The sequence below is a fragment of the Deinococcus taeanensis genome (assembly GCF_020229735.1).
GTDB classification, from domain to species: Bacteria; Deinococcota; Deinococci; order Deinococcales; family Deinococcaceae; genus Deinococcus; species Deinococcus taeanensis.
Window position 1 is genome coordinate 335,009 of the sequence record NZ_CP083458.1, and the last position, 12,775, is coordinate 347,783.

Annotated in this window: 9 protein-coding genes; 3 read left to right on the forward strand and 6 right to left on the reverse strand. The window is 66.3% G+C overall.

The genetic code is table 11. The features are described 5' to 3' along the window. The first annotated feature begins 1 nt into the window (after position 1). Positions 2-1,525 carry a glycoside hydrolase family 3 N-terminal domain-containing protein gene (locus LAJ19_RS19215; protein WP_225524108.1) on the forward strand — a complete coding sequence of 508 codons (1,524 nt, stop codon included), beginning with the start codon at positions 2-4 and terminating at the stop codon, positions 1,523-1,525. 88 nt (positions 1,526-1,613) lie between these two features. Here the strand turns inward: LAJ19_RS19215 and LAJ19_RS19220 are convergent, their stop codons facing one another. From LAJ19_RS19220 to nagA, 3 genes are all read right to left on the reverse strand, one after another. After that, positions 1,614-2,288 carry an N-acetylmannosamine-6-phosphate 2-epimerase gene (locus LAJ19_RS19220; protein ID WP_225524109.1) on the reverse strand — a complete coding sequence of 225 codons (675 nt, stop codon included), beginning with the start codon at positions 2,286-2,288 and terminating at the stop codon, positions 1,614-1,616. Between the two features lie 657 nt (positions 2,289-2,945). Continuing rightward, positions 2,946-3,977, reverse strand: coding sequence for an SIS domain-containing protein (locus LAJ19_RS19225; protein WP_225524110.1), 1,032 nt, complete (start codon positions 3,975-3,977; stop codon positions 2,946-2,948). Next, positions 3,974-5,095: an N-acetylglucosamine-6-phosphate deacetylase gene (nagA, locus tag LAJ19_RS19230; RefSeq protein ID WP_225524111.1), complete on the reverse strand. Its 1,122-nt coding sequence runs from the start codon at positions 5,093-5,095 to the stop codon at positions 3,974-3,976. The genes LAJ19_RS19225 and nagA overlap by 4 nt, the downstream gene beginning before the upstream one ends. Positions 5,096-5,674: 579 nt before the next feature. Between nagA and LAJ19_RS19235 the strand changes: the two genes are divergently transcribed. Next, complete coding sequence (locus LAJ19_RS19235) at positions 5,675-5,947, forward strand: hypothetical protein (protein WP_225524112.1); 273 nt, start codon at positions 5,675-5,677, stop codon at positions 5,945-5,947. A 700-nt stretch (positions 5,948-6,647) separates the two neighbouring features. Here the strand turns inward: LAJ19_RS19235 and LAJ19_RS19240 are convergent. Next, the gene (locus LAJ19_RS19240) at positions 6,648-9,080 is read right to left on the reverse strand and encodes a sensor domain-containing diguanylate cyclase (RefSeq protein WP_225524113.1); all 2,433 of its coding nucleotides are present in this window, start codon (positions 9,078-9,080) and stop codon (positions 6,648-6,650) included. A 389-nt stretch (positions 9,081-9,469) separates the two neighbouring features. Here LAJ19_RS19240 and LAJ19_RS19245 point away from each other — a divergent pair, with 389 nt between their 5' ends. Further along, the gene (locus LAJ19_RS19245) at positions 9,470-10,156 is read left to right on the forward strand and encodes an HAD family hydrolase (RefSeq protein ID WP_225524114.1); all 687 of its coding nucleotides are present in this window, start codon (positions 9,470-9,472) and stop codon (positions 10,154-10,156) included. Between the two features lie 67 nt (positions 10,157-10,223). Here the strand turns inward: LAJ19_RS19245 and LAJ19_RS19250 are convergent, their stop codons facing one another. Both LAJ19_RS19250 and LAJ19_RS19255 read right to left on the reverse strand, forming a co-directional pair. Beyond that, positions 10,224-11,039 carry a ParB/RepB/Spo0J family partition protein gene (locus tag LAJ19_RS19250; RefSeq protein WP_225524115.1) on the reverse strand — a complete coding sequence of 272 codons (816 nt, stop codon included), beginning with the start codon at positions 11,037-11,039 and terminating at the stop codon, positions 10,224-10,226. 53 nt (positions 11,040-11,092) lie between these two features. Beyond that, entirely contained in the window at positions 11,093-11,872 is a 780-nt protein-coding gene (locus LAJ19_RS19255; protein ID WP_225524116.1) for a ParA family protein, read from the reverse strand. Between the last annotated feature and the right edge of the window lie 903 nt (positions 11,873-12,775).

The following is a 12,775-nucleotide window of genomic DNA, read 5'->3' on the forward strand; positions in this document are numbered from 1 at the left end:
CGTGAACGCGGCGCGCACCCTGATCATCGACCTGCCCGGCCCGGACCTGACGCCGGAACAGGGCCGGTTCCTCGCGCGGCATGGGTTCGGCGGCGCGTGTCTGTTCGCGCGGAACATCACCACGCCCGAGCGCACCGCCCGTCTCGTGCAGGACATCCGCGACGCGCTCGGCCACGACGCTCTGATCGCCACCGACCAGGAGGGCGGCGCCGTGTTGCGGCGCCTTGACGTGCCTCACGTGCCCCCACCCATGGCGCTGGGCGCCCTGCGCGACCCGGGTGCTGCGCGTGAGGCCGGCGCGGCCGCGGCCCGCGGCCTGCTCGACCTGGGCATCAACTGGAACTACGCGCCGAGCCTGGACGTGCATGCCAATCCCCAGAACCCGGTAATCGGCGAACGGGCTTTTGCCAGCGATCCTGCCCTCGTTGCCGAACTGGGCGTCGCGTGGGCGCAGGGCAGTGAGGCCGCGGGCGTGATGAGCGCCGTGAAGCACTTTCCCGGACACGGCGACACCCATGTGGACAGCCACCTCGACCTGCCCACCGTCACGCGCTCACGCGCGGAACTCAGCGCCGGCGAGTGGGTGCCGTTCCGGGCGGCCGTGCGGGCCGGCGTGGGCAGCGTCATGACCGCCCACATCCTGTATCCCGCCCTGGACGCGGAGCGGCCAGCCACCCTCTCCCGCCCCGTCCTGACGGACCTGCTGCGGGGCGAGTGGGGCTACGACGGCGTGGTGGTCACGGACGCCATGGACATGCGCGCCATCGCCGACCGGTACCCGGACGGGCAGGGCGCCGCATTGACCCTGATGGCCGGTGCGGACGCCGTCCTCAACTGCGGGCATGGCGACCTGCACACCCATGAGGTGCATCTGCGCGCCATTGAGCGCGCCCTGCACCGCGGCGCCCTCACCGAGGAGCGTCTGCATGAGGCGCTGCGGCGTCTCGCCCAGGCCCAGCAGCGGTTTCCCGGCCGGCCCCGCCCGTATGGCGCGGCGCAGCAGGCCCGCGACAACGCGCAGATGAGCGCCTGGGCACGCGCGGCCGTCACCCGACTCGGCCGCGTGCCCCGCCTGAGCGCCGACATGGACGTGCTGCTGCTCGCCCCGGAGCAGCCTGCCGTGGGCGGCCCGTACGGCGACCGCCTGTGCGCAGACGCCCTGGCCGCCGCCCTCCGGATTCACTTTCCGCGCCTGCGCCACGCCCCGTACACCGACACCGACCTCGGCGCCGCGCGCACCCTGCTGAATGCGCACCCACACGCGCCCTCGCTGCTCGCCACACCCACCCGGTGGGCCCTGAGTGCCGCCCAACATGAACTGGCGCGGCTGCTGGCGCCACGGGGCGGCGTGCACCTCGCTCTGTGGAACCCGGAGTACGCCCGGCTCCTGCCGCTGCCTGCCCTGATCACCTACGGGTACCGGCCGGCCCAGGTGAACGCCGCCGCTCACGCCCTGCTGACGGGCGAAGCCCCTGGCGTGCTGCCGCTGGCGCCCCTCGAAGCCGGGGCCAACCCTGTCCCCTGAACGGCCAGCCCGGTGAAGAGGGGGCCGGATACTGGAGCCAAACCGTCAGGCCCGGAGGTGTGACGGGTCCCGCAGACGCCGGGGCGCTTCAGGTCCGGACGGCCTCGGCGAACCAGCGGGTAATGACGTCAGGGCGCGTGATGGCCGAACCCACCACCACGAACAGGGCTCCGCACCTCACCGCCGCTGCGGCGTCCTGCGGAGTGTTCAGGCGCCCCTCCGCCACGAACGGCAGGCCCGCCCCGCGCAGTTCCTCCATCAGCGTCCAGTCCGGTCCGGGCAGCTGCCGGCTGTACCTGGTGTAGCCACTCATGGTCGTGCTGACCACGTCCGCGCCGGCCTCGAACGCCGCCTCGGCCTCCGCCAGGGTGCTGATGTCGGCCATGACCAGCGCGCCAGCCCCGTGCACGGCGGCGATCATGCCGCCCAGCGGCTCGGGCCGGGGGCGGTTCGTGGCGTCCAGCGCGACGATCTCGCAGCCCAGCCGGGCGAGCCGCACCGCTTCGTCCGCGGTGGGGGTGATGTAGACCTCCGTGTCGTCGCGGTCGGTCTTGGTCAGGCCGATGAGGGGCAGGGACGTGACGGCCCGCACGGCCTGCACGTCCGCGAAACCCTGGATGCGCAGGCCCGCGGCGCCGCCGTGCGCGGCGGCGAGGGCGAGCCGGCTGATGATGAAGGAGTCACGCAGCGGGCTGTCCGGATTCGCCTGACAGGACACCACCAGCTGGCCCCGCAACTGCTCCAGAACGCCCCGCTCAGGCATGAGGGGTCCGGTCTTGAGGCGTGAGGCGACCTGCCCAGGCACAGGCAGAACTGCGGAGGGTGCTGCGGCCGGCGCCTGCAGCGCGGGGAACCCAGCCCTCGGCCGCGCGGACGGAACGCAAAGTGCCCCTGCGCCAGGCTGGCGTCTGGGCAGGACACCCGCGCCGCGCGGGAACGTCGCTCCGGGCAGGAGAGGAAGGGCAGGGAAGCGAAAGGAATCTGTGAAGTTGCATGACACCTCAGGCGGAATGGAAAACTCTGGAGGGGAACGGGGCAGACGCTGCACTGCCTCTCACCCCTGAAGCGGCCTTGCGCCAGCAGGGCACAGGGACAGTCGAACGCCCCCAGTATGGAGAGTCGACGCGCCCCTGGCGTGACGGTGATGTGGAGTCCAGGAGACCGGCTGTCGAGAGCACAGGCGTCACCCGATCTGTTGCCCGTGACGCTTGCACCGTTCACCACGGGATCGGAGGCCAGCGCAGGACCTGAGAGCCCCGCCGGCCCGGTCCAGTCCGTTTCCTTGAGGGCGTCGCCGGTGCGCTGGCCCAATGACCTTCGAGGACAGTGCGTGAACCCCGCCAGAAGAAAGGCGGCGCGTTCCGATCAGCTCTCTTCCCGCTGACGGGGACGCACCGGAAAGTCACCGAATCGCGCTGATTCAGCGGGTACGGGTGACTTTGCTCAGCAGCGGCGGGGCGTCCGGGTTCAGGCCCCGGACTGCCGCCAGCGCTCCAGCAAACAGGTAGAACCCCAGCGCGCTGCCCACCGGGTCCGTGACCGCGTGGCCTGTGGTGGCGGTCGGCACGGCGCTCCCGGCGCCCGGTCCCAGCGTGCGGACGTCCGCACTGCCTGCGACCAGCGCCGCGTACGCTTCGCCGACCGAGTCTGCGGCTGCGTCGGCCGGGACGAACCCCAGCACCGGCACCCCCTCGGCCAGCAGGCGTTTCGGCCCGTGACTGAACTCCGCGGCCGAGTACGCCTCCGCATGCACGCCACAGGTTTCTTTCAACTTCAGCGCCGCTTCCTGCGCCACGCCCATGTGCAGCCCCCGGCCCAGCACCACCAGCCGCTCCACGAACCGGTACCGTTCCGCGAGGTCCTGCGCCGCCGCTTGTGCGTCCAGCGTCGCCCTGAGCATTTCCGGCAGGCCTTCCAGCGCGCGCCGCAGGGCCCTGTCTCCCGAGAGCGACGCGATCACCGGCAGCAGCGCCGTGAGACTACCCAGGTAGCTTTTCGTGGCGGCCACCGCACGTTCCTCCCCGCACTGCAGCGGCACCACGAACTCCGCCTCCCGCGCCAGATCACTGTCTTCCACGTTGACCAGCGCCACCGTCAACGCACCGGCCGCACGGGCCACCCGTACGTTTTCCACCACGTCGGGACTCGCGCCGCTCTGTGACACCGCGATCATCAGCGCGCCCCGCAGGTTGAGCCGCGCGCCATACAGGGTGTGCACACTCGGAGCCACGCTGCCAACCGGCAGGCCCAGCTGCGTTTCCAGCGCGTACTTCAGCACGGTGCACGCGTGATCGCTGCTGCCCCGGGCAATCGTCATCGCGAAGGCCGGGCGGCGCGCTTCGATGGCGCGGGTCACCTCCCCGATCACCGCGCCGTTCAGGGCACCCTGCCGTTCCACCACCTCTGGCGCTTCCCGCGCCTCCTGCACCATCATGGACTCACCTGCGCTCATGCTTCCTCCAACACCGGCTGTCCGGCCACAAATACCTGAAGAACGTTCATTTCAGCGTCCAGCACGGTCAGGTCTGCCCGCAGGCCCGGGGTCAGGGTGCCCCGGTCCACCAGCCCCAGGGACCGGGCGGGCGCGCCGCTCGCCATCCAGCTCGCCGAGTGCAGCGGCACCCCACCCTGAACGGCGCGGCGGACGGCGGCGTCCATCGTCAGGACGCTGCCCGCGAGCGTTCCGTCCTCCAGGGTGGCGCGTCCGCCGCGGACCATGACGACCTGCCCGCCCAGTTCACTGTCCCGGTCTCCCTGACCGGCGGCACGCATCGCGTCCGTGACGAGCATCACCCGGTCGCGGCCGGCCGCCCACGCAAGCCGGAAACTGGTCGGGTGAACATGAAAGCCGTCCAGAATGATTTCCAGGAACGCGCGGGGGTCGGCCAGCAGGGAGCCCGCTGGCCCGGGCACCCGGCCCTCAATGCCGCCCATGGCGTTGAACAGATGCGTCGCGCAGGTGCGTCCACCTTCTGCGTGCACGGCGTCCAGAAAGGCGGTCACGGTCTCAGCGTCCGCCCGCGTGTGACCCACACCCACTCGAACGTCCGCCTCAACGAACGCCCGTGCGGCGTCGGGCGCGCCCCTGACCTCCGGAGCCAGAGTCACTGCCCGCACCACGCCGAGCGCCAGGACCTCACGCACAAGCTCAGGCGTGGCGTTCACCGCGTATGGGGGCTGTGCGCCCAGGCGCTGGGGGCTGATGAACGGCCCCTCCAGATGGGCACCCAGAACGTCCGCACCGCCGTGAACGCCGTCCATCATCACTTCACGCACTCCGTGGAGGGCCGTGAGCACCTGTGGCCACGGCGCGGTCATGGTGGTGGGCAGCAGCGAGGTGGTGCCGTGCCGCGCGTGCATCTGCGCAAGGGTGCGCACACCCGGCGCGCCGTCCATGGTGTCGCCGCCGCCGCCGCCGTGCACGTGCGTATCCACAAACCCTGGAAGGATGAACAGTCCCGGTGGCGCATGGTCCGTCGGGGTGACCTTCTCGAGCGTGGGACCGAACAGCACCTCGCCGGGGCGGACTTCGCCGGGCAGCACCAGCTGGCCCCGCAGCGTGCGGGTCAAGCGACCACAACTCCGGAAGGGCCGCAGGACCGCAGGAGCCCGAAGGGACCGGTCGTGAAGAGCGTCCACGGGACGCCCGGATGAATCAGGCAGGTGCGGTGCGTGGACGTGCGCGTGGCAGTGGGCTGGAGCATCGGAGAACCTCTGGAGGCGGAGAGGAGTGGGGCGCCATGATGTTTCACTACGCTTGAGCCTGCTTTCAAGGGCAAAGGGCTGGTCGGATGGGTGCGTCGGGCCCGGTGAGCTGACCGCGGACGCCTCCCGAGAAAGCCGGTATGACCAGACCAGAACGGCCGGGGCCGACACCTGCCACCATAGTTATGAAAAATATTCTTGTCAATAATCAACGAGAATGAAACTTTTTCTCTGAATTACATCCGTAAAGAATGTTCATGAGACGCGGCCACAGCCCGGCACGCCCCCTGCAGGAGGCCGCACTTTCCGAGGAAGGAACTCACGCTGACCTTCTCCGGTTGTGAGAGGCGCCTGCCGAGAACCAGCATTGACCCCCGGCAGACCACTGGTGCGTCTGTCTGCGGATGAGGCTGCTTCCCAGCCGCGGAGGAGTACGCTTTAAGCGTGGATACGGAGCACGTGACGGTTCAGGTCCGCCAGGCTGTCGCAGTCGCGCAGGCAGGTGCGCCACCCGACGTCACGCTGGGCGCCATGGTGGAGCAGAGCGGCGCTGTGCGGCTAACTGTTCTGCGCGCTGGCTGCGGCGCCACCACCTACGTGTTTCCGGAGGTGCTGACTGTCGCGGGCGTCCTGGAAACAGCGCTGCAGGGTCTCCTGCGCCGGGCATCGACCGGGTCCCTGCGGCCCTGCGGACCCAACGGTGAATTGCCGTTGTAACTCGTGAGAGAAGGTTTTCCCTTTTGAAGTGTCGATCCTGGTGTCCCCCAGCTTTACACACGTCTGGAGCCCCTGAGCATTCGGTAACGGGCGACTAACCTGATTTCTAAGGCCCGACCAGTCTATGAGAAGGCCGCTCGCCGTGCGCCTCACACCCACAAGACCATTGACGGTGAGACGGAACCCAGTGGTAGGGGAGAGGGGCGTCCAACTCCTGATAAACGGACGCGCAAGCGGGAGGGAAGTCGGTCCGCGGAACCGTTCAAGTTCGTTCACCTGCCCCCAGCCAACTGGGAACAGCTTCCCGGCTCCCTGCTGTATGTGCACGGCAGCCGGCCCTGGGTGAATGCCAAGAGGCCTGAAGTCTCCACCCCCCGTTACCGGAAATCCGGCGGCATGAAAGGCAGGAAGACCTTCGAACAGAGGCACTTGCCCACGATGTGAAGCCAGTGCTCTGAAGTCAGGCAGACCCGGAGGAGACAGCGGGCAGGCCGCTGGCACGCCCACCACCGTTTCCCGACCTCATCGCCACAAGAGGGAAACGCCGTTGGCACGACGTCCTGCGGACAGGGTTGAATTCACGCAGAGAACCTGTTTCTGCTTCTGGGTCCTCTCCTTTGCCTCAGCTGAGAACCGGACCTCCCTAGGGCTCCCGGACCCGTGGGCTCAGTGAGCAGAGCCCCATCCCCTCTCTTCATTTCTAGATGAGTTGCTTCTTCCGGCGTCTCTTGTGCTCATACATCCGCTCATCTGCACGCGTGATCAGCTGGGGCAGCAACTGACCGTCATCTGGACAGAAAGCGGCGCCTACACTCGCTCCACACCCCACCAGTTCCGGCAGGCGGCGGACCCGGTCGGAAGCGGCCTGCACCCGGTTCAGCATGCTCTGCGCCTGCTCCTGCCGGCATCCGGGCAGCAGCACCACGAACTCATCGCCACCCAAACGGAACACGAGGTCATGCCCCCGGAAACACTCCTTCAGGGCCCGCGCGAACTCCTGTAGCAGCAGGTCCCCGCAGTCATGACCGAACGTATCGTTGACCACCTTCAGGCCGTCCACGTCGATACTCAGCAGCCCGAAGGGCTCCGCCGATCTCAGGCTGAGGTCCTCCATGGACCGGTTCAGCGCGCGGCGGTTACCGAGACCGGTCAGGGGGTCAGTGAGTGACGCGAGTTCAACCTGCCGGAACCGGCCCTGCCGTTCCCACGCAACGCGTACCGTCCGGGCAGCAGCACCGAGCAGCGCCCGGTCCTGCTGAGACCACGACCTGGCAGGTTGAGGGCGCGCGCCGACCATCAGGAACTGCGTGTCCTGCGCCGTAGCCAGCGACACCCAGGCCACACTGCACTGTTGCGCATCCTCAGTCGCCGGACTGTCGAGGATGGTGACGGTCTGATCAGGTGCAGCGGCTGACTCCAGCCACGGCTCCCCTTTCGGTACGTCCCAGTCGTTCCAACTGGATGCCTGTGGTGGCCAGGCCGTGACCACCTCCGCCTGGTCGTCCCGTACCAGCAGCACGCTGGCCCGGTTCATCTGCAGTGCCGGCCCCAGCAGATTCAGCACCTCGGCGGCCGTGGCTGAGGGGTCGAACTCACTTTCCACGAGCGCGGAGATGGTTAACAGTGTCTGTGCAAAGGACGCGGCGTTCTGCGCCTCCTGGTGTAACTCGGCCCGCTGCAACGCTGCAGCGACAGAACGTGCCGCCGTTTCGAGCAGCACCCTTTCCCGCAGAACCCAGGGCCTGGCTTCTCCGGAGCGGGCAGCGCACAGCACCTGCGTGACAGGCCCGTCGCCAGCGGGGAGCGGCACCACCGCCACACTCCGGGGCCCCAGCGCGGCAAAGGGAGGCAGGCGCGCCTCGGTCAGGTACACCGCGCGGCCTCCCAGAGTCTCCCAGATCGGGCCTTCATTGCGCTCAAGCGTCAGGTCAGTGTGGGCAGCCGCACCACTGGGCAGATCACCTGAAGTCTTCTGCAGCACGAACCGTTCCCCATCACGGCGGTACAGTGTGAGCCACCCCAGGTCCATCGACTGCGACAGCAGGCTCAGTGCGCGCCGGGCCACCCCCTCAGGCGTCTGCTCCTGCTCCAGTCCGTGCGAGAGTGCCGCCAGAGTCCAGACAGTCTGTTCATTCAGCTTCTGCTCGGTCAGGTCTGTGATCGACGCAATGGCGCCAGTCCGGACGCCGCCGATCACGCGGGGCGTCTCCGTGATGAGGACAGGCACTGCCGTGCTGTCAGTGCGCCGCAACTGCGCCTCGTACGTGCTTGTCTCGCCGGCTGCGCACCGCTCCGCCGCTTCACGAAGAATCAGGTGCTCATCAGCGAACGCCACGTCAAATGGAGTACGCCCCAGCAGAGCGTCCGGGTGCAACCCGACCATCTGGGCGTAGGCAGGGTTCACGTACTCAAACCGACCCTGCGCATCGGTCACGGTGAGGCCCTGCGCCGCCGTGGTCATCACCTGCTGCGCGAAGTCCCGTTCTGTGATCAGGTCACCCTGAACCCGGCGGATTCGCCGGTCGAGCGGCCGGAACACCCCCTGCCCAAGAACCACCAGCAGCACAATGACGCATAGAAGCCGCACTTTTGCGTCGGCATTCATGCGGCGAATGTGTTCGTCGCCGTCATCTTCCAGTTTGGCGATCGCTTCATCCAGCACGCTGATGAGGGAGCCTGTTGCCTGATGCTCCAACCAGCGGACGTCTGAATTCCGCCGCTTTAACTGCCCGTCCGGAGTCAGGAGGATGCTGTTCGCGGCCGCCAGGTAGCCCTGGACCTCAACGTCCAGCCGCACGAAAAGCGGAACGGCTGTGTCCTGCGGGTCGTTCAGCGCTGTGGCCTGTACCCAGGCGCCGTGGCCGTCGCGCATGCCAGCGACACTGCGCTTCAGGCGTGCGCGCGCCTGTTGCCGGTCCTCATGAGACAGCGCCGTGACCAGCTGCCATGCGTGTCTCGCAACCTCTTCGGCATACACGCGCTGCCGGTCCGTGATATTCATCACCGAAATCTCTGCCAGCAGCCGGCCGGTGTCCCGTTCCAGGCTCGCGTTGGACCACACGCCGATCAGGGCGATAGTGGCCAGCACCCCCCACGCCACGCGGCGAAGATTCGGCATTCCGGCAGAGACCATGCTGCATGTTAGAAAGACTGGTCTCACAAAACGCCGACAACATGGTCGTATCACGGTCTTCACCTGGCAAACGAACCGGTCCACTGAACTCGTCGGTGGCGTTCAGCCTCTCAAGGCGCAGGAGACAAACACCGCCGTTCTCGAATGAACCGCGGAACTACCAGTTCCAGAGGAGCCGCGGAACAGAAAGTGCCCCTGACCTCGTCCGGCGTGAAGCTCAAGCTCTTTTCGCTGCGAGGCACAACAGCGGCAGCGCAAGGAGCGGACTCTGGCCCGGCAGGAGAAGAGGCTGACGGGAACCGGGGCAAACGTACAGAGTCTGGGGGCTGCTCGTCACGTGACGAGCAGCCCCCAGAACTCCTCAGCTGAAGGCCGCTACAGTGGCGCCCATGATCGTGGCCTTTGTCAACCCGGACCGAACGCTGCTGCACGAGGAACCCAGCGATGACCAGTTGCGCCTCAGCAGCAACCTATCCACCCTGCTGCGCGACGCCGAACTCATTCCCGTCAGTGGATTGGACGAGGAAGGGCTCTTGACCATTCCGGCGGCCTTCACCTCCTGGCAGGTGCTGCTGCACGGCGCGGTGGTCGTCACCCCTGAAGGAATGGAGGATCCTGCCTGGCGACGTCTGACGCTGGAAACACAGGCGGCCGCAGCCGAAGCACTAATGATGGCAGGGCAGGCCGCACAGCATGTCAATGCCCTGAACCAGCTGAATCTTGACGTCACACTTACCGAACGAAATGGCAGGCCCCTGCTGGTGACCCTTCGCCATCCACACGCCCTGGAACTGGCCATTAACCAGGCGCAGGCCATGCTGACGGACTGGCTGCGCGACGGCCCGTTCCGACTTCACCTGCGCCTGACCCGCACGCCCTCTGAGCTGACCCTGCTTCCCCGGGATCTGCGCCCCGAACTGGCCGTGAACTACCTGCTCGGCCAGCTTTCGCCTGAGCTGACGGTTGGCCTCAGTGCCCATCCGGATGACGCGGCGTTTCTCAACCTCTGCGACTACGCTCTCGTCCCTGGCCAGAGCACCCTGCTGGGCAGCCCCCAGGACAACGAAGACGCTTAGCCTGCCCAGCAGAGAGGAGGACACTGCGTCAGGCCGCGTTCTCCTCAAGAGGGTTTGAATTAACGCCTCAGCCCAGCAGGGTCTGCAGCTGACGCAGCAGCTTTTCCGCCCTGGCCCGGCGGTCAGGCTCCAGCCTCTCCAGCAGCCTCCGGTCACGCAACTGACGAGCCACACTGACGAACACGTCACCACTGTCTGACGGACCACCCGTGACTTTCAGACGCAACTGGGCAACCGTCGCGCCCGACAGGGCCTCGTCCACGAGTGCTGCACGCTGGCCTGGATCCGGCACGCGAGCGAGGATCAACGCTTTGCGGTAATCCAGACCCGTCCGCACAGCCTCCTGGAGGTCCTCTGGCAGGTTCAGCAGCGCGGCGCGGTTGCGGATGAAGGACCGCCAGGTTTCCCGGCCCAAAGCTGTGAACGCCGCGTCAAGACGTTCAACGCGTTCAGGATCACTGTCGGGTCGCCGGTCCAGGGCGAACATTCGCGCCACCGTCTGGTCTTCGGGCAGTTCCAGAATCGCGGCGGCCACCTGCAGCCGGGCACGCACCTCCTCCATGACATTCAGGTTCTCACGCTGCAGATTCTCGACCGCCGCCGCCATCCTGGCTTCCTGATCGTTCAGGTGCCGGATCAGCACCGGCACCTCGGTCAGGCCCGCCTGCCGCGCCGCCCGCCAGCGCCGCTCACCTGCCACGATCTCGTACCGCCCGCCGGGACGCGGCCGGACCAGCAGAGGTTGCAAGACGCCCTGATCCCGGATACTGCCCGTCAGATCTGCCAGGGCATCCGGACTGAAGTACAGGCGGGGCTGAAACGCGCCGGGCTCCAGCAGGTCTGTGCTGAGCGTCGCCGTGGCCGGCTGGTTCAACGTGTCCATCCCGCCCACCAGGCCCGTAAGGCGCGCACCAATAGCAGGACGAGCACGGCTTTTCACTGCCGGACCCCCTGCGCCACGTCCAGCGTCATTCCGGTTGCCACGGCAATCTCCTGCGTCACCCGCAGAACGTCCTGATGCACCGGGCTGTTCGGTGCGTACACTCCCACTGGCTGTCCGGCGCTCGCACTGTCATTCCATACAGCGCCGCGGTCCGGGATGGGACTGGCCAGCGGTGTGAGAATGTCCTTTAATGCCGCGTACGCTTCGCGGTCGTGCGAACGCCGCGCGTCATACAGCGTGGGCACATACAGCGCGACCGTGAGGTCAGGCCGGAGTTTCCGGTAGGTCGCCATCGCTTCAGCCAACCCTGCCAGCGCATTCATTCCTTTTTGCCGCGTTGGCACAGGCACCACAAGATGATCGGCCGCCAGGGCGCCCAGAATGGACAGTTGCCCAAGGCTGGGTGGACTGTCGATCAGCACCGTGTCGTACCGGTCGCGCCATTCGTGTAGCGCCTGACGCAGGTGAAGATGCGCGCCCACGACGCCCATCATCTGGCCTTCAGCCAGGGCTAGAGAGACGTCACTGGGAAGCAGATGCAGACCATGCGCCCTGACGGGCTCAGGCAGCGCGTCGCCCCGCGTGGCTGTGTCATAGATGGTCTGATCGCGGGTAACGCCACTGACCCCGAGCCAGTCCGTCAGATTTGCCTGCGGATCCAGGTCAATCAGCAGGACACGTTGACCAGCGTGCGCGAGGGTATACCCCACGTCCCGGGTGAGGCTGGACTTCATGACCCCGCCCGCATGGTTGAACAGTGTGAGTGTCAGCATTGCTGCTCAGCGTATCGTGCCCAGCACGCAAAATCACGCGTTTGCCTCACACCTGCGGAGGAAGGCGCACTATCGGACAACTTGAGCCGTTCGGACAACTTGCGCCGTTTTGGTGTTTTGATGACTCCATTCCACCCCTGGGGCGCTTTAAGTTCAGTACGGCCGTCGTCTGGAGCGATCATTTTCTGGTGATTTCATACGATCCTTGACTCGATCAGTCGAGAGGAATCGTGATCGCTGCACACTGGTCGGGTCACTCGTGCGCAGAATACAGCGCCGACACCCCAATAACAGTTCCACGAAGGAAAATCACATTCATGTCAGGTGAGGCAGGAGGCAGGAGGCAGGGGGGGCGGGGGGCAGGTGTGGAGCGGAAAGACAGATGTTCGGTGTCGGAAAACGAAAAAACGATAGAAAGCCTTTCTGAAAGCCACCTCATTCTTGCCCACATCATCTTTTAGTTAACTTTACTGCGTTCGTTCTGCCATAAGACAAAATTTAACTATCGGACAACTTGCGCCGTTTGGTCGTCACGAAGCCTCGGACAACTTGCGCCGTTTGATGAGATTATGCCCTGAATAACGATGTTTTCTTACTTCCGTCCCATTGCGCATTCGGCTATCGGACAACTTGCGCCAAAACACCCTGAACTATCGGACAACTTGCGCCGTTTTTCTCCACAGGGCACGGACAACTTGCGCCGTCTCCAGAGTCAACCTATCGGACAACTTGCGCCGAAAGTATCGGACAACTTGCGCCGTTCCTGCCTGGGGCACGGACAACTTGCGACGAAAAGGCCTTAAAACTATCGGACAACTTGCGCCAAACTATCGGACAACTTGCGCCGTTTGCATCGTTTTTTACTGTTCAGCACGCAAGTCACCCCGGCTGCTTGTTGTTGTC

Coding starts and splice junctions, on each gene's coding strand:
- LAJ19_RS19255 (WP_225524116.1), bottom strand. CDS start 11,872: ATGCTGACACTCACACTGTTCAACCATGCGGGCGGGGTCATGAAGTCC.
- LAJ19_RS19225 (WP_225524110.1), bottom strand. CDS start 3,977: ATGAGCGCAGGTGAGTCCATGATGGTGCAGGAGGCGCGGGAAGCGCCA.
- LAJ19_RS19250 (WP_225524115.1), bottom strand. CDS start 11,039: ATGGACACGTTGAACCAGCCGGCCACGGCGACGCTCAGCACAGACCTG.
- LAJ19_RS19220 (WP_225524109.1), bottom strand. CDS start 2,288: ATGCCTGAGCGGGGCGTTCTGGAGCAGTTGCGGGGCCAGCTGGTGGTG.
- LAJ19_RS19240 (WP_225524113.1), bottom strand. CDS start 9,080: ATGGTCTCTGCCGGAATGCCGAATCTTCGCCGCGTGGCGTGGGGGGTG.
- LAJ19_RS19245 (WP_225524114.1), top strand. CDS start 9,470: ATGATCGTGGCCTTTGTCAACCCGGACCGAACGCTGCTGCACGAGGAA.